This is a genomic window from Pseudomonas sp. F220, assembly GCF_057813935.1.
On record NZ_JBVASJ010000008.1, the window covers coordinates 182104 to 199038 of the forward strand.

Annotated in this window: 16 protein-coding genes and 1 pseudogene; 7 read left to right on the top strand and 10 right to left on the bottom strand. The window is 59.3% G+C overall.

Annotation, left to right across the window (positions count from 1 at the left end; all coding sequences use genetic code 11):
• The first annotated feature begins 28 nt into the window (after positions 1-28).
• Together ACZYSM_RS10595 and ACZYSM_RS10600 are read left to right on the top strand one after the other, a co-directional pair.
• Entirely contained in the window at positions 29-790 is a 762-nt protein-coding gene (locus tag ACZYSM_RS10595) for a response regulator (RefSeq protein WP_489071439.1), read from the top strand.
• Positions 790-1839, top strand: a complete 1050-nt coding sequence (locus ACZYSM_RS10600) for a sensor histidine kinase (protein WP_489071440.1) — start codon at positions 790-792, stop codon at positions 1837-1839. Before ACZYSM_RS10595 ends, ACZYSM_RS10600 begins: the two co-directional genes overlap by 1 nt.
• 57 nt (positions 1840-1896) lie before the next feature.
• Here ACZYSM_RS10600 and ACZYSM_RS10605 read toward each other — a convergent pair whose 3' ends face one another.
• The 10 genes from ACZYSM_RS10605 to ACZYSM_RS10650 form a co-directional block, all read right to left on the bottom strand.
• On the bottom strand, positions 1897-2949 hold the full coding sequence (locus tag ACZYSM_RS10605; protein WP_489071441.1) for an AI-2E family transporter: 1053 nt from the start codon (positions 2947-2949) through the stop codon (positions 1897-1899).
• A 71-nt stretch (positions 2950-3020) separates the two neighbouring features.
• Positions 3021-3827, bottom strand: coding sequence for a DUF4892 domain-containing protein (locus ACZYSM_RS10610; protein WP_489071442.1), 807 nt, complete (start codon positions 3825-3827; stop codon positions 3021-3023).
• Positions 3828-3835: 8 nt separating this feature from the next.
• The gene (locus tag ACZYSM_RS10615; protein WP_489071443.1) at positions 3836-4495 is read right to left on the bottom strand and encodes a glutathione S-transferase family protein; all 660 of its coding nucleotides are present in this window, start codon (positions 4493-4495) and stop codon (positions 3836-3838) included.
• Positions 4496-4545: 50 nt separating this feature from the next.
• Positions 4546-5400: an alpha/beta hydrolase gene (locus ACZYSM_RS10620; protein WP_489071444.1), complete on the bottom strand. Its 855-nt coding sequence runs from the start codon at positions 5398-5400 to the stop codon at positions 4546-4548.
• Positions 5397-6203 (bottom strand): alpha/beta fold hydrolase, encoded by an 807-nt coding sequence (locus ACZYSM_RS10625; protein WP_489071445.1) that lies wholly within the window; start codon positions 6201-6203, stop codon positions 5397-5399. The genes ACZYSM_RS10620 and ACZYSM_RS10625 overlap by 4 nt, the downstream gene beginning before the upstream one ends.
• 276 nt (positions 6204-6479) lie before the next feature.
• Entirely contained in the window at positions 6480-6923 is a 444-nt protein-coding gene (locus ACZYSM_RS10630; RefSeq protein ID WP_489071446.1) for a hotdog fold thioesterase, read from the bottom strand.
• A 30-nt stretch (positions 6924-6953) separates the two neighbouring features.
• Positions 6954-8621: an AMP-binding protein gene (locus tag ACZYSM_RS10635; protein WP_489071447.1), complete on the bottom strand. Its 1668-nt coding sequence runs from the start codon at positions 8619-8621 to the stop codon at positions 6954-6956.
• A gap of 242 nt (positions 8622-8863) precedes the next feature.
• Positions 8864-9313 carry a phosphohistidine phosphatase SixA gene (gene sixA / locus ACZYSM_RS10640; RefSeq protein WP_489071448.1) on the bottom strand — a complete coding sequence of 150 codons (450 nt, stop codon included), beginning with the start codon at positions 9311-9313 and terminating at the stop codon, positions 8864-8866.
• Positions 9310-9657 (bottom strand): DUF4389 domain-containing protein, encoded by a 348-nt coding sequence (locus ACZYSM_RS10645; RefSeq protein WP_489071449.1) that lies wholly within the window; start codon positions 9655-9657, stop codon positions 9310-9312. Before ACZYSM_RS10645 ends, sixA begins: the two co-directional genes overlap by 4 nt.
• A gap of 19 nt (positions 9658-9676) precedes the next feature.
• On the bottom strand, positions 9677-10702 hold the full coding sequence (locus ACZYSM_RS10650; protein WP_489071450.1) for an NAD(P)H-dependent glycerol-3-phosphate dehydrogenase: 1026 nt from the start codon (positions 10700-10702) through the stop codon (positions 9677-9679).
• Between the two features lie 196 nt (positions 10703-10898).
• Between ACZYSM_RS10650 and ACZYSM_RS10655 the strand changes: the two are divergent.
• The 5 genes and pseudogenes from ACZYSM_RS10655 to fabB form a co-directional block, all read left to right on the top strand.
• Positions 10899-11840 (top strand): annotated as a pseudogene (locus ACZYSM_RS10655) (TonB-dependent receptor domain-containing protein); the annotation flags it as partial.
• Between the two features lie 69 nt (positions 11841-11909).
• Entirely contained in the window at positions 11910-12842 is a 933-nt protein-coding gene (locus tag ACZYSM_RS10660; protein ID WP_489071451.1) for an ABC transporter substrate-binding protein, read from the top strand.
• Positions 12839-14740 carry a response regulator gene (locus ACZYSM_RS10665; protein ID WP_489071452.1) on the top strand — a complete coding sequence of 634 codons (1902 nt, stop codon included), beginning with the start codon at positions 12839-12841 and terminating at the stop codon, positions 14738-14740. Before ACZYSM_RS10660 ends, ACZYSM_RS10665 begins: the two co-directional genes overlap by 4 nt.
• A 248-nt stretch (positions 14741-14988) precedes the next feature.
• Entirely contained in the window at positions 14989-15504 is a 516-nt protein-coding gene (fabA, locus tag ACZYSM_RS10670) for a 3-hydroxyacyl-[acyl-carrier-protein] dehydratase FabA (protein ID WP_489071453.1), read from the top strand.
• Positions 15505-15515: 11 nt separating this feature from the next.
• Complete coding sequence (gene fabB / locus ACZYSM_RS10675) at positions 15516-16736, top strand: beta-ketoacyl-ACP synthase I (protein ID WP_489071454.1); 1221 nt, start codon at positions 15516-15518, stop codon at positions 16734-16736.
• Positions 16737-16935 lie beyond the last annotated feature (199 nt).

Below are 16935 nucleotides of genomic sequence, written 5' to 3' on the forward strand. Positions count from 1 at the left end.
GCCGCCTACTTGGCAGACGAACGCACGCATGAATACCCCAGCTCCTTTCACCGACGATCAAAAAGCCGCAGCGCCTGGCGAAGACAAACGCTGGAGCATTCGCGCACTGATCGTCGACGATGATGTACCGATCCGGGAATTGATGATCGACTATCTGGCGCGTTTCAACATTCTCGCCAGCGGTGTCACCGATGGCTCCGCGATGCGTCTGGCACTGCAAGCGGAGCATTTCGACGTGGTGGTGCTCGACCTAATGCTGCCGGGAGAAGACGGCCTGTCGCTGTGCCGCTGGCTGCGTACCGAATCGGACATTCCGATTCTGATGCTCACCGCCCGCTGCGAACCGACCGACCGCATCATCGGCCTGGAATTGGGCGCCGATGACTACATGGCCAAACCCTTCGAGCCGCGAGAACTGGTGGCGCGGATCCAGACCATCCTGCGCCGGGTGCGCGATGATCGCAGCGAGCAGCGGGCCAATATTCGTTTCGACAACTGGCGTCTGAACAGCGTGCTGCGCCAGTTGATTGCCGCCGATGGCCTGGTGGTACCGCTTTCCAATGCCGAATTCCGTTTGCTCTGGGTCTTCATCGAGCGCCCAAGGAGGGTGCTCAGCCGCGAGCAGCTGTTGGACGCCGCCCGCGGTCGCTCCATCGAAGCGTTTGACCGCAGCATCGATTTGCTGGTCTCGCGCCTGCGGCAAAAACTCGGCGATGACCCGAAAGCCCCGCAGTTGATCAAGACCGTTCGCGGTGAAGGTTATCTGTTCGATGCGAGAGATATCGGCTGATGCGTTTACGCTTCGATACGCTATTCGGCCGTCTATTTGGCGTGCTGCTCATTGCGATCGTGCTCGCTCACCTGTTGGCATTCTTCTGGTTTCACCATTACGGCCCTCCTCCGCCGCCTCCACCATCGGAGTCAGCGACCGGGTTCGACGGGCAACGCCCGCCGCTGCATGGGCGCTTCGAGCCCAGGCCGCGACGCCCATGGTTCGGTGGCCCGATCGTACCACTGACGTTCCAGCTCATCTCTCTGATCATCGCCGCCTGGTACGGGGCCAAACTGCTGAGCCGGCCGATCCAGCGCTTGAGCACGGCGGCTGAGCGCCTCAGCGAAGATCTCGACAGCCCGCCGCTGGATGAGTCCGGCCCCCGGGAAGCTCGCCAGGCGGCCTACACCTTCAATCTGATGCAAAAGCGCATTCGTGAGCAGGTGCAGCAACGGGGACGGATGCTTGGCGCGGTATCCCACGATCTGCGCACGCCGCTGTCGCGACTCAAACTGCGCCTCGAACAGATTGGCGACAGTAAGTTGCAAGGGCAGATGCGGCAGGATCTCGATGACATGATCAGCATGCTCGACGCCACCCTTAGTTACCTGCACGAGCAGCGCACCAGCGAAGCCCCGCAATGGATGGATGTGCAAGCGCTGGTCGAATCCCTCTGCGAGAACGCTCAGGACCAGGGCGCTGACGTCCAGACCGGCGGCCATTGCGCACCGCTCCAGGTACAACCGATGGCCCTGCGCTCATGCCTGAACAACCTGTTGGACAACGCCCTGCGCTACGCCGGTCACGCGGTAATTACACTACAAGACAGCCGCGAAGAAGTGCTCATCAAGGTCATCGACCATGGTCCGGGTATCGCAGCGGACAAACGTGAAGCCGTGTTCGAGCCGTTCTATCGTCTGGAAGGCTCACGCAACCGCAACTCTGGCGGTGTCGGCCTGGGCATGACCATCGCTCGGGAGGCGGCGCAGCGACTGGGTGGTCACCTGGACTTGGAAGAAACCCCGGGAGGCGGCCTGACCGCCGTGGTGCGCTTGCCTCGGGTCTAGGTGCTGCCTTGGGTACCCAAAAGCTCACAGACCCACGATAACTCGCTCTCTGTGGCTTCAGCGTTTCTCGTCCACTCGCGCCTGACTGACACTCCAATCCGTCAACAGGCTATAGGCTACAGCCAGCAAGGTCGGGCCGATGAACAGACCGATAAAACCAAACGCAATCAGCCCACCGAACACCCCAAGCAACACGATCACCAGCGGCAAAGTGCCGCCGCGGCTGATCAGGTACGGCTTGAGCACGTTGTCCACACCACTGATGATCAGCGTGCCCCAGATCCCGAGGAACACCGCCATGCCGTACTCGCCTTTCCAGGCCAGCCACGCGGTAGCGGGAATCCATATCAGCGGCGGCCCCATGGGAATCAGACTGAGCAGGAAGGTGGCGATGCCCAACACCAGTGCGCCCGGCACACCGGCAATCAGGAAGCCGATCAACGCCAGGATCGCCTGTGCTGCGGCCGTGCCGATGACCCCGTTGACCACCCGTTGTACCGTGCCAGCCACCAGTTCGATGTAGTAAGCAGCGCGATCACCGATCAGCCGTTCCAGCAAGCGATGGACAAACGTCGCCAGTCTCGGCCCGTCTCGATAGAAGAAGAATACAAACACCAGGCTCAGCGTCAGTTCGAGTATCCCCCCACCGATCTGCGCGCTACGCGCCAGTAGCCAATTACCGACTTGCCCAAGGTAAGGCTTGATCGCGAGCATCATCGCTGCGCCCTGTTGATCGATGCTGTTCCAGACCCCCACCAGCCGCTCGCCTACCAAGGGAACACTTGCCAGCCATGCTGGCGCCTCGGGCAAGCCATCGACCTGGACATCCTTGATAAAGGTCACAGTGTCACGCAGATGATCGGCCAGGTTCAGACCAAGCCAGACCAGCGGTGCAGCCACCAATAGCATCCAGCCAAGGGTCAGCAAACCTGCGGCCAAGGACTCGCGGCCATTCAACCAACGGGTTAGCAGACGCATCAGCGGCCAACTGGCAAACGCCAGTACCGCGCCCCAGAACAATGCCGACCAAAATGGCGCCATCACCCAGAAGCTTGCACCGAACAGCACCAGGAGCAGGATCTGCACCAACAGGCGATCGTTATTGAGCATGAAAAATCTCGTGAAAGGTCAACGAACAAAGAGTAGGCGAACGGCTTGAGGCTCGTTCGCCTTGAGGGAGCTTACCGCAATAATTCGATGTGCAGACCCGCCGCTTTCGCGCTGCCGGTCTCCATCCGCGCCGCTCGCACACCCTGCCCGATCAGCGCCTGGCGCCAGATCTCGGCGTTGGGCCCGGAAACACTGACCCGCATCGTCGTATCGAGGTTCAGCCCGCGCGACAGTAAGGTCAACCAAACCGGTAACGGCTCACCGTCCAGCTTCGGCAAATCGAGCTCACCGGTGTCTTTAAGCTGGCGCAATAAAGTTGCGGAAGTCGGCATCAACTCGCCAAGGGGGGCGCTGGCTTCAAACTGCTCGACATGCAGGTAAGCCCGGCGATTGCCGCGAGTGATGCTGTACAACGCCATCAGCGAGTTGTCCTGTGGCGCCGCCAGACGCAATAGTAAATAGGCCTGCTGATCGTCGGCACCATACAGCTTGGCGTTGCCGAAGACTTCGTTGGCCCACAGGCTGCTTTCCCCACAATCACGGGCCTGGCACCAGAACAACAACTCGGCGCCCTGCTTCTGCAAGGCTTCACGAGCCGCGGTGAAGGCTTCGGTGGACGAATGCTCAGGCGGCAATTCGTAGGTCACCGAGGTCGCTTTCCCACGGGCAGTGACCTGGCCGTCGAAACGCAACTGGCCACTGATCTTACGGATCGCCCCCAAGGGATAAATGCGCTCCAGTTCTGCCACTGGCCGGTAATCGACGATCTGCGCATCAGCCAGACGCGGCACCAGCGGCAAATCGTGACTGCCGGGTACATCGGCGGCGAACAACAAAGGACTGGGACAGCACAGACTGAGAATACTGATTAGACGCATGGGTACTCTCATCGGATCAACATGGCCTGGGCACCTTTGACGACACTGGCGTCGTCGATACGTTGTGGCACCAGCAAGCCGCGCTGCACCGCAGGACGGGCCTCCATGGTTGCCATCCAGCGCTGCAAGGCCGGCAAACCGTCTACCGAGACACCGGACCACTCATAGCCACGGACCCACGGATAGGTCGCGATGTCGGCAATGCTGTAATCCCCGGCCAGGTATTCGACGGCTTCCAGGCGGGTGTTCAGCACTTCATACAAGCGGCGGGTTTCATGTTGATAGCGGTCGATGGCGCCCTGGAGTTTTTCCGGGAAATAGCGGAAAAACACATTGGCCTGACCTTGCATCGGGCCGATGCCACCCATCTGGAACATCAGCCATTGCATGACCACCGAACGTCCCTTGGGGTCTTTGGGCATGAGTTGCCCGCTCAGTTCGGCCAGATAAATGAGAATTGCACCCGATTCAAACACGGCAAAATCGCCATTGCCACGATCGACAATGGCCGGGATCCGGCCATTGGGATTGATCTTGAGAAAGTCTGGAGCCTTTTGTTCCTTTTTGTCGAAACTCAAGGCATGCACCGTGTAGGGCAGGCCGAGTTCCTCGAGCACGATAGAGACCTTGTGGCCATTCGGGGTCGCAGCGGTGTAGAGATCTATCATGGTTGTCTCCCATTTCAACCCGCCCAGCCTCGACAGTTGCCCGCTGCAAGTCAAGGAACGGCGAAGAACCGATTGAAACAGTCTGCAACAAGGGCGGCGCCGGGCTCGTCATTCAGGTGCAAATGATGGCCGCCGGGCAGCTGTTCTCGGCTAAAGGGTAGACGCTCCAGTAATTCTGGATGTTGCGCCAGCATGCCATCCTCGGCGACTACCAGTTGGGTCGGGCAATCGATGCGCTGGACGAAGGCCATTGCCTGTTCGTCTGTCAGACGCAGCGGCGACGCCAGGGTCAGACGACTGTCGCTGCGCCAGGTGTAGCCCCCCGGCACCGGCATGAGTCCGCGCTGGGCCAGCAGCTCGGCAGCTTCACGGCTGACGGCGACCAGGCCTTTCATTCGTGCTTCGATGGCACGGTCCAGGGTGCTGTAGACCGGTTTGCGCTTGTCTTGCAGGTTCAGTTGCGCCTGTAGGGCCATGCCCATACGTTCGGCAGCGTTGTCACCTTTTGCGGTAGGAGGAATGACCCCGTCGATCAGCGCCAAATGCGTCACACGCTCCGGCAGCGCGCCCGCCAGCACCAGTGAAACGATCGCCCCCAGCGAGTGCCCGAGTAAGGCAAAGCGCTTCCAGCCAAGCTGCTCGGCAACTTGCAGTACGTCATAAACGTAGTCCCACAACGCGTAACCGGCACCCAGCGGCCGATGCCCGGAATGACCGTGCCCGGCCATATCCAGAGCCACGATGCGCAACCCCGTGAGCTTCGGCGCCAGGCGCGCGAAGCTGTTGGCGTTGTCCAGCCAGCCATGTAAGGCAATCACCGGCACACCGTCCTCGGGTCCAAACAAATGCGCGGCCAACTCGATATGCGGCAAGCTCAGACGAACTTCTTCAACCGGGGTTTTCATGCACAACTCCGCTCACCACGGCTTTCCCAGCGACTGAACAGATTCTTCAGCAGCGTGGCGGTGTCCTGTGGACGCTCAAGGGGAAACATATGCCCACCGGGCATGGTCAGCAACTCACCGTGGGGCAAACGTCCCACCGAGTTTGCGTGATGGCGCATCACCACCCGGCTCTGACGCCCGCGAACCACCGCCAGCGGCACCTTCAACTGCCGTGCGCGACCGGGGCTGATATGCGGGACGCCACGGTAGATGCTGATTTCCGTTGCCGGATCGAAACTCAAGCGCAGACGATCACCGACCTTGTGCAAGCCATGTTGCAGGTAAGCGTCGAAACATTCCGGATCAAAACCGCGAAACAGGGTTTTACCGGCGAAGTAGTGGCGCGCAGCTTCCATATCAGCGAACTCTTCCCGTCGCCCGAGAGTCCGCCCAGCCGGGGTCAGCCGGTCGATAAAACCGAAGCGCTTGGCTGCGCGTATCACCCACTGATCAGCGCGGGTCAGCACCGGCGAATCAAGCATCACCACGCCGCGATAGAGCTGCGGGCAACGCAACGCCGCATGCAGATGCAGGACGCCACCAAAAGAATGCCCGACACCCCACACCGGCGCTGGCTGCTGCTCAAGGTGATGAATCAGCTCATCCACCAGGTTCAACCAGTTATCGTCCACCGGGAAACGCGGGTCATGAGCATGCTGCTGCAAATGCGCGACGTCATATTCCGGCGCCAACGCGGCGAACAACTTGCCGTAGGTGGCCGAAGGGAAACCATTGGCGTGAGCAAAAAACACCTGCTGCGACATACCAGCTCATCCATAAACGAAAACAGGTGTTGATTGTCCGTAAGTCGCTTCCCGACAGCAATGACCGTAACTGCCAGGAATGATGACAGACAGGTCAAAGCCATGGTCTGCGGTGAGGGGGCTTGCCCCTTGTAGGAGCGAGCTTGCTCGCGATGGACTCAAGGGCAACGCGTTTATTCAGACAACACGCGTTATCGTTAACGTCCATCGCGAGCTTGCTCGCTCCTACAGAGACCTCATTCCCCCTCGCCACAGGGGATTTGTTCGATCAAGCTATCAGCGGGCCGGCGGTGTTTCTCCCAGCGGCACCACCGCCATGGTCAACCGCGACACGCAACTGGCCTTGCCTTCATCGCTGCTCAGACGGATGTCCCAGACGTGGGTGGTGCGGCCGACATGGATTGCCCGCGCTACCGCCGTCACTCGCCCGCTGCGCAACCCACGCAAATGGTTGGCGTTGATCTCAAGCCCCACGCAATAGAACTTGCTGGCATCGATGCACAAGTAGCTGGCCATGGAGCCAACAGTCTCGGCCAGCACCACCGAGGCCCCACCGTGTAGCAAACCATAGGGCTGATGAGTACGGTGGTCGATGACCATGCTCGCAGTCAGAGACTCTTCATCAAAGGATTCGAAGCGGATATCCAGCACTTCGCCGATGGTATTTTTCTGAATCGCATTCAGTTGCTCAATGTTGGGAGCGGTACGCCATAAAGTCATCGCTACATCCTTTACTGGTTTTATATCGCCTCAATCCTGCCACAACACCGTTTCGCAATGCTCGCTCCACTCCAGGAAGCGTGCACCGTAGGTGGCCTCAATCACGTTGCGTTTGATCTTCAGCGTGGGCGTCAGGAAACCGTTTTCCACTGCCCAACTGTCCTTCACCACGACCAATTGACGCAAGCGTTCGTGTTTGTCGAGGACGCCGTTAACCTCTTCAAGCAAGGCTTCCAGGCTGGAATGCAAACCGCTGCGAGCCGCACTGGCAGCATCCTGAAGCCCGACCGCCGACAGCACACACAGCCCCAGCGGCGCGCTCAAACCATCACCGACCACGCACACTTGTTCGATCCGTGAGTGCACCGCCAGGCGATTTTCGATGGGTGCCGGCGCGACGTATTTTCCTTTGCTGGTCTTGAAGATTTCCTTGAGCCGCCCGGTCAGGCGCAGATTGCCTTCAGCATCCTGCTCGCCCTTGTCCCCGGTGCGCAGAAAACCGTCCTCGGTGAGGGTTTCGGCGGTTTTCTGCGGATCCTTGTAGTAGCCGAGCATGGTCGCTCCGCTACGCACCTGCACTTCACCCGTCTCATCAATACGCACTTCGACTTCCGGGCAGGGTCCACCGATCCAGCCTGGTGTGTGCTGACCCGCACGACCGACATGGGAATAACCGCAACTCTCGGTCATGCCATAGACCTCCAGCACATCCAGACCGAGCCGTTGGTACCACTCAAGCAAAGTCTGCGGCACTGGCGCAGCGCCCGACAAGGCGATGCGCAAAGCATCCAGCCCCAACCCGGCAAGCACTTTATGCCCTACCCACCTGCCAATGACCGGCAAGCCCAGCAGAAAATTCAGGCGCTTGGCGGGCATTTTGCTGTACACGCCCATCTGGAATTTGGTCCATATCCGCGGCACGCCGAACAGCGCGGTAGGTCGGGCGCGCTTCAGGTCGATGAGGAAGGTGTCCGGGCTCTCGGCAAAAAACACCGTTTGGCCGGTATAGATCGACGCCAGTTCGACAAACATCCGCTCGGCCACATGGCACAGCGGCAGGTACGACAACAGCCGATCCGACTCTCCCAGGCCAAACAGTTGCGTGCCGTGGGTCGTGGCGAAACCGAGATTGCCAAAGCTGTGCATCACCCCTTTTGGTACGCCGGTGGTACCCGAGGTGTAAATGATCGTCGCCAGTTGCGAAGCTGCGGGCAGCGGGTCGTCCTGAATAGGTGAACTGCGTTGCAGGTCGGCCCAGCTGTAATCGAACGAGCCCTCGGGACATAACGGCAGACTGATCGTTGGCAAACCTGGCCTGACTCCAGGCGCCATGCCCGGCCAGTCATCCAGCTTGCCGATAAACACCAGCACTGCCTCTGAATGCTCGAGCACCTGGGACGCCGAGTCTGCGGTCAGGTTGGGATACAACGGGACGGACACATGCCCGGCCATCCAGATCGCCAGGTCGGCGATGATCCAGTGCGCACAGTTTTTTGAAATGATTGCGATGTGGCTGCCTTGCGGCAGCTCCCGTGCGCGGAGCCAGTGGGCTGCGCAACGGGCCTGGTGACCAACATCGGACCAACTCAGGGTTTCAACCCGCCCGCCACCTAGCGGCTGAACCAGAAAACGTTGACGGGGATGACGAGTTTCACGCTCGTAGAACACCTCCAGCGGCAAACGAAAAGCGGCAGACATGCGAGCGCTCCTTTTTGTTCTGTGTGGCGGCAAGCGTAGTCAACCGAGCAGTTGCTTGGTTGACTATTTCACAGAGAAAACAGCGGGGATTGGTAGTGTTGCGCAGAAAAAGATCGCAGGCTGCGCCAGCGCCTACAGGTTTTGCGTACAACCGCAACGTCGAGGGTGTACTCGGTCGTCGTAGGCGCTGGCGCAGTCTGCGATCTTTTTGCGCTCACGCAGGTTCGTCGGGGGGAGCTCGGTCAGGGATGTTTGACGCTATTGAGGGTCATCAACCCGGCCAGCGGCCAGTCGCCTTCCAGCTCGGCAAGGCTGGCAGTGTTCATCGGTTGCGGATCGCGCAGATGACCGTGCTGCAAGTAGCCAATCAGACTGCCAACCAGAGGGTTATGGCTGACCAGCACTACGTTGTCCGCCGAGTCGAGATGATCCACCACCGTCAACGGATTGTTATCTGGAGTCAGCCAGGACACGGTTCTGATCTCCGGTTCGAATCCCAACGCCTCCCGTACCAGCTGTGCAGTCTGCTGCGCCCGTACATAAGGGCTGGCGATGATTGCCTGGATCGGCTGGCCGATCAGTTGAGCAGCACTGCGCAACACCTCTTCGCGGCCATGTTGGGTCAACGCCCGCTCGGCATCGCTACGGGCGTGAGACTCGGCTTCACCGTGACGCAGCACCCAGAACTTCATAGCTTCGGCTCCTCGTCACGTGCCGGGTGCGGTGCAGGCGGTACGGCATGCGCTGCTTCACCTTCGGGTGTGCGCGGGGTCGGCCAATCGGCGAATGGCCAGGGTTTCTGGTCACTGTGGAAACTGCCGAAGCGACCGATCTGCGCCAAGAACTGACTCAGGCTGTCGCCGAAGTTCATCAGGCTGGCATTCGGCGCACCGTAGATCAGCCGGTAGATGAGTTGCACCAGCACCACAGCGCCCAGGATGAATTGCGCCACTTGCCAGACCAACACGTACACCAGCATCCATAGAACGCGTAGCAAAATGGACTCGTATTTGGCTTCGCTCTTCGGATCGTTCATGTCTCGCTCCTTGTCCTGCTCAGTTGAAACCACTGGTAGAGATAAAATCGACATCGGTTTTCGGCTCGCCGCGCATCAACAATTCGATGACCTGGTTGAGCGTGCGCCCTTCGAACAGAATCGCGTGCAACCCGGCGACCAGCGGCATGTAGACACCCAACTCCTGAGCCTTGACCTTGAGCACTTTGAGAGTGTTCACACCCTCGGCGACTTCGCCAAGACGAGTCACCGCGTCCTCCAGACTCAACCCCTGCCCCAAGGCAAAGCCCACTTGGTAATTGCGGCTCTTGGGGGACGAACAGGTGACGATCAAGTCACCGACCCCGGCCAGTCCCAGGAAGGTCATGGGATTGGCGCCCTGACTGACCGCGAAACGGGTCATTTCCGCCAATGCTCGGGTGATCAGCATACTCTTGGTGTTTTCACCCATACCCAATGCCACGGCCATGCCGGCGATGATTGCGTAGACGTTTTTCAGCGCCCCGCCCAATTCCACACCAAAGCGATCGGCGCTGGCGTAAACGCGAAAGGTACGGCCGTGCAACGCCGCCTGGACGCGTTGGCAGAGTTCTTCATCTTCGCTAGCGACCACAGTAGCAGTCAGTGCGTGCTCCGCCACTTCCCGAGCAAGATTGGGCCCGGACAACACGCCGATTCGTGCTTGCGGAGCGATTTCTTCGAGAATTTCGCTCATCAGCTTGAAGGTCTGCGCCTCGATGCCTTTGGTCAGGCTGACCAACAGTTTGCCGCTCAGGCGTTCGGCATGAGGGGCCAACACCGAGCGCAACGCACTGGACGGCAACGCGACGAAACACAGGTCGCAGTCGGTCAGCGTCGCTAGCAGATCAGTGACCGGCTCCACCGCAGGGTGAACCTTGATGCCCTTGAGGTAGCGCGGATTCTCGCGGTTCACCCGAATGGCCTCGGCCTGTTCAGGATCACGCATCCACTGCCGTACCCGATGACCGTTCTCGGCCAGCAAATTGGCCACGGCGGTACCAAAACTTCCGCCTCCCAGGACCGCAATAGGGCGCTGTTCAGTCATATGCAATCCGTTAATCCATAGCAGTGGCGATGACGGCATTATACGGAGCAGCCCACTGGCGGCCAGCCCCACCGATGAATACCGGCAAATGTTGGTATCAGACCCATTTAGCTACGGAAAATGCCCGCATCGTGACTGGAAAACCCGATCAGCTCGGTTAACATGCGCAGCAATTATCTGTTCTCAAGGCAGTGTCGTGTACTTTGGCCCTCCCAATCCACGCTCATCACTGGTCCTGGCGCTGATTGTCAGCAGCCCGGCGCAGGCCGATGACCTGTTTCTCGATAGCCGGCCACTGCCGCAAGTACTGACCGCTACGCGCCTGAAACAGTCCCCCGCAGCAGTTCCCGGCAGCATGACAGTGATCGACAGTGAATTGATCAGGACCAGCGGCAATCAGGCTGCGGTGAACTATCACGGCACCAACGCCAGCGAAGCGCGGCGCATGCAGGTGCTGATCGACGGTCGCTCGAAAGATGGCACCAACCAGCGGCCTTACACCTACCGTCCAGTGTTCTCCGGGATCACCGCTGCCGGTGACAATTCCGACGTCATTGCCAAGGACTATGCCGGCTCGTTGCGCTGGAACCTGGACATCAACCCGGACCACAGCCTTTATATTCAAGGATCGGCGCAACACTGGCTGCTCCAGGGCGGTGCCATGTTCGAAGACACCCGGTTGACCGGCAGTTCGCTGACTCCACGGGTGGCGGTCAATTATCTGATCAACCCACGCCACGGCCTGCGTGCGGTGTATTCAGAAGCCATCCGTTCGCCCGACATGTTCGAGAACAACGTCAACTGGAGTTATCGGATCACCAACCTGAGCCCCAGAGCCTACGGACAATCCCGCGCCCAGTACTTCGTCAAGACCCGTGGCCCGGGCGATCTCGAACAAGAACACATGCGTTCGCGCGAATTGGGCTACAACGGCTTCTTTGCTGATATCGGACTGACCGTCGACGCGAAGCTGTTCTACGACGAAATTACCGGAATGATCAGCGAGCCACTGCGTAACAACCAATACATCGCCAGCAACTCGAACTCCTCACGTTTCTCTGGCACCGAAACCCAGCTCGACTGGCGCATGAACACCGCGGACCGCCTGCGCCTGACCTACGCCTACGCGAGCAACCCTCCACGTTTGTCGATAACACCTATGACCAACGCCACGTTCTCTACTTCAGCGCGGAGTTAGAGATCTAGCATGGTCGAACGTCAGTCACAGGTGACGCCACCCCTTGGCCACCTGCTCAGGTCAGTGTGTCTGGCGATAATCTGTCTGCTCGCAAGCCTTCCGGCCCGGAGCGCCGAGATTTTGCTGGCCGGCGCCGAAGACAGCCCTCGCGTGCAGTCCTTTACCCAGGCCTTGAGCCAACTGCGACCCGAAGACACCGTACGCTTCAGTCCGCTGACTAACCTGCCGGCACCGAGCAAACTGCCTTCAGGCACACGACTGATCCTGCTCGATCTGCCGAGCCTGGACTGGCGCCTGCAAGACGCCCAAGGGCCGGCAACACTGGTGCTGCACATCAGTCGCCTGCAAGCCCGGCAACACCTGGGCAACACCTTGCCCGCCAGACTCAGCCTGCTGTGGAGCGACCCTCCACTGGACCGGCAATTGCGTCTGATCCAAAGCATCCTGCCGCAAGCCCGACGGGTTGGCGTGCTCTATGACAGCCACAGCGAATTTCTCCTGAAAGAATTACGCAAGGTCGCGCAACCGTTAGGCCTGGAAATCGTCACCGAGCGCTGGGACAACACCAGTGACAGCCGTCCACTCCAGGCACTGCTGAAAAACAGCGATGTGCTCTTGGGCCTCAACGATGACGACCTGTACAACCCGAAAACCGCCAAAAATCTGCTGCTCAGCAGCTACGCCCGGCAACGGGCGCTGATCGGCCCCAATGCCGGTTTCGTCAAGGCCGGTAGCTTGGCCAGCACCTACAGTGACCAAAACGACTGGCTGGCAATTCTCGACACTTTGCTCGACCGCCCGACCGCCAACTGGCCGCGCGCGCTGTACCCGCCACATTTCAAAGTGCTGAGCAACCCGCAAGTGGCACGCTCGCTGGGCATCGAACAGATTGACGAACAGTCTGTCGCGACCCGGTTGGCCGAAGGAGAAACCCGCCCATGACCTTCCGGCGCCGTTGGGACATCAATACCCGCACCCAGATCATCAGCCTTGGCCCGGCCTTGTTGCTGACATTGCTGCTGATCAGCTTCTTTACCTTCGTGCGGATTCAGGATTTGCGCCAGGAACTGAACCACACCGGACAACTGATCGCCAACCAACTGGCACCGGCCACCGAATACGGCGTGATTTCCGGCAACAACGAGGTGCTAGAGAGCTTGTTGAAAGCCACTCTGACGATCTCTCATGTGCGCTTTCTGGAGGTGCAGGACAGCACCAACAACATACTGGCGTACGTCGAACAGCCCTCGGAAACTGTCAGTCAATCGCAACAGGTTGAAGTGTTCCAGGCACCCGTACGCTTGCAACGGATCAAGCTCAATAATGATTTCCTTCAGGACGGCAGTTCACCGGCCGTAGCACCGGCAGAGGACTATCTGGGCAGGGTGATTGTCGGTATGTCTAACGACGCCTTCAGTCAGCGCCAGCAGGAAATCCTGCTCAAGGCCGCAATCCTCGCGCTGTTTGCCTTGTTGTTCACCTTCCTGCTCGCCCGCCGCCTGGCCGCAAGCCTGTCACAGCCAATCAGCGCCATGGGTAATGCGGTCAAGGCGATTCAACAGGGCAACTACAGTACCCCGCTGCCGATCGTCGACGATGCCGAACTTGGTAGCCTGTCACGGCATATCAACAACCTCGCCGGCGGCCTGGAGCAAGCCAGCCGCGAACAGCATCAGGCGATGGCGCAATTGATCCAGACCCGCGAAGAAGCGGAAAAGGCCAACAACGCTAAATCCGACTTCCTGGCGATGATGAGTCACGAACTGCGGACGCCGATGAATGGCGTGCTGGGTATGCTGCAACTACTCGAAACCACCGAAATGACCGAGGAGCAGGTCGAATACGCGGCGCTTGCCTCCGAGTCCACCGAACACCTGCTCAAGGTGATCAACGATATCCTCGACTTCTCACGCATCGAGCGTGCTGCGCTGGAACTGGAACATATCCCGTTCAACCTCGCCGATCTGATCACCAGCTGCGCACAGGCATTTCAGCACAGTGCAGTACAGCGGGGCCTTAGCCTTGAGCTGAAGATCCCGGCGGGCATGGAGTCGCTGCAAGTTCAGGGCGATCCGACCCGGATCCGGCAGATTCTGGTCAACCTGATCGGCAACGCGCTGAAATTCACCGAACACGGCAGCGTGTCGATTGAGCCGCAATGGCAATCTCTGGACCACGAAGTGCTGTGGTTCACCTGCAGCGTGCGTGACAGCGGCATCGGTATCTCGGCGCAAAGCCTGGAGCTGATGTTCAATGCGTTCCAACAGGCCGACAGTTCGATTTCCCGACGTTATGGTGGCACCGGCCTTGGTCTGCCGATTGCCCGCACGCTCGCCGAACGGATGGGCGGCACTCTGCGCGCCCAGAGTGAGGAAGGCCGCGGTTCTGTCTTTACCCTGGAGATACCGTTGGCGCTGTATCAGCAAAGCTTGCCGGTGCTGACGCCCCGGATACCTTCAGGAAACGACCATGGCGAAGGTCGCAATGTGCTGCTGGTGGAGGACAATCCGGTCAACCGGACAGTGATTGAGGCGATGCTGCGCAGTCTGGGCTTCACCGTCAGCGTCGCCACCGACGGCGCGCAAGCCATTCGCAGCGCTGAGAGCCTGATATTCGAAGCTATTCTAATGGACTGCCGGCTGCCGCTTATCGACGGCTATGAAGCCACCCGCCAGATCCGCCAACTGCCAGGCTGCGCCGAGCTACCGATCATCGCCCTGACAGCCAATGCCTTGCAGGGAGACCGCGAAGCCTGCCTTGACGCCGGAATGAACGATTATCTGGCCAAGCCGTTCAAGCGCACTGATCTGCAGCAAATTCTGCAACGTTGGGTGCAGTAGAACAGAGGTTTCGACGATCTGCGACTGGCGTGAAGTGCGAAAGTGCGGCAGTCTTAGGCACCCAAACAGGCCCTGAAACGAGCCTGAATAATAATTTCAGTGCACAAGTGTACATTCATACCCTTTGTGCTGTGACTTTCACTACAACGCAATAGTCTATGAGTAGGCTGTCGATTCGAGGCATGAACGCTTCGGTCGGTCGGGAAGATTTGCCCCACCCTGCCGCATGGGACTATTGAGGAGCTCGCATGACCAAACAAAACGCCTTTACTCGGGAAGATCTGCTGCGCTGCAGTCGCGGTGAGCTGTTCGGCCCAGGTAACGCGCAACTGCCCGCCCCGAACATGCTGATGGTGGATCGCATCACCCATATCAGCTCAGAGGGTGGCAAGTACGGCAAAGGTGAATTGGTCGCCGAGCTGGATATCAATCCGGACCTGTGGTTCTTCGCGTGCCACTTCGAAGGCGATCCGGTGATGCCTGGCTGCCTGGGCCTGGATGCCATGTGGCAACTGGTCGGTTTCTTCCTGGGCTGGCAAGACCTGCCAGGCCGTGGTCGCGCATTGGGTTCAGGAGAGGTAAAATTCTTTGGCCAGGTCTTGCCGACTGCCAAGAAAGTCACTTACAACATTCAGATCAAGCGCGTCATGCGCGGCAAGCTGAACATGGCCATCGCCGATGGTTCTGTCAGCGTTGACGGCCGCGAGATCTATACCGCCGAAGGCCTTCGGGTCGGCGTATTTACTTCCACTGACAACTTCTAAGGGTTATCCGCATGCGCCGCGTCGTTATCACTGGTCTGGGCATCGTTTCGTGCCTGGGCAATGACAAAGAGACCGTCTCCGCTAACCTGCGTGCAAGTCGCCCTGGCATCCGATTCAACCCGGAATATGCCGAAATGGGTCTGCGTAGCCAGGTTTCCGGCTCCATTGACCTTAACCTCGAAGAGCTGATCGATCGCAAGATCTATCGCTTCGTCGGCCACGCAGCGGCTTACGCTTATCTGGCCATGAAAGACGCCATCGCTGACTCCGGTCTGACCGAGGAGCAAGTCTCCAACCCGCGTACCGGCCTGATCGCTGGTTCCGGCGGCGCGTCGACCCTCAACCAGATGGAAGCGCTGGACATCCTGCGCGAGAAAGGCGTCAAGCGCGTCGGCCCATACCGCGTCACGCGGACCATGAGCAGTACGGTTTCCGCTTGCCTGGCCACGCCATTCAAGATCAAGGGTCTGAACTACTCCATCGCTTCTGCCTGTGCCACCAGTGCTCACTGCATCGGTACCGCCATGGAACAGATCCAGATGGGCAAGCAGGACATCGTTTTTGCCGGCGGCGGTGAAGAAGAACATTGGAGCCAATCGTTCCTGTTCGACGCCATGGGCGCGCTGTCCAGCCAGTACAACGACACCCCGGAAAAAGCTTCCCGTGCCTACGACGCCAAGCGTGACGGTTTCGTCATCGCTGGCGGTGGCGGCATGGTCGTGGTTGAAGAGCTGGAACACGCTCTGGCCCGCGGCGCGAAGATCTATGCGGAAATCGTTGGCTACGGCGCAACCTCCGACGGCTACGACATGGTCGCTCCTAGCGGCGAAGGCGCCATCCGCTGCATGCAGATGGCCATGTCCACCGTCGACGGTCCGATCGACTACATCAACACTCACGGTACCTCGACTCCTGTCGGTGACGCCAAAGAGATGGAAGGTGTACGTGAAGTATTCGGCGACAAGGCTCCGGCCATCAGCTCCACCAAGAGCCTGTCCGGTCACTCTCTGGGCGCCGCCGGCGTTCACGAAGCGATCTACTGCATGCTGATGATGGAAGGCAACTTCATGGCCGGCTCAGCCAACATCGAAGAGCTGGACCCAGCTGTCGCTGACATGCCGATCCTGACCAAGACCCGCGAGAACGTCACGCTCAACAACGTGATGAGCAACAGCTTCGGCTTCGGTGGCACCAATGCCACCCTGGTACTGCAGCGCTGGCAGGGTAAGTAAGCCCTCGTCGTCTCGCCACATAAAAACGCCCCGACTGGTTCGGGGCGTTTTTTATTGGGCGGGTTTTAGCCACTAGTGTCCTGTCTCTTAAATAAGTTTCTAGCCTGAGCTATGCTTCTGTGGTCAGTCAGTACTTGGAGTGATCACATGAACTCTCAGGACATCGTGCTCAGTGAAGACGAACAAATTGAACTGAGTC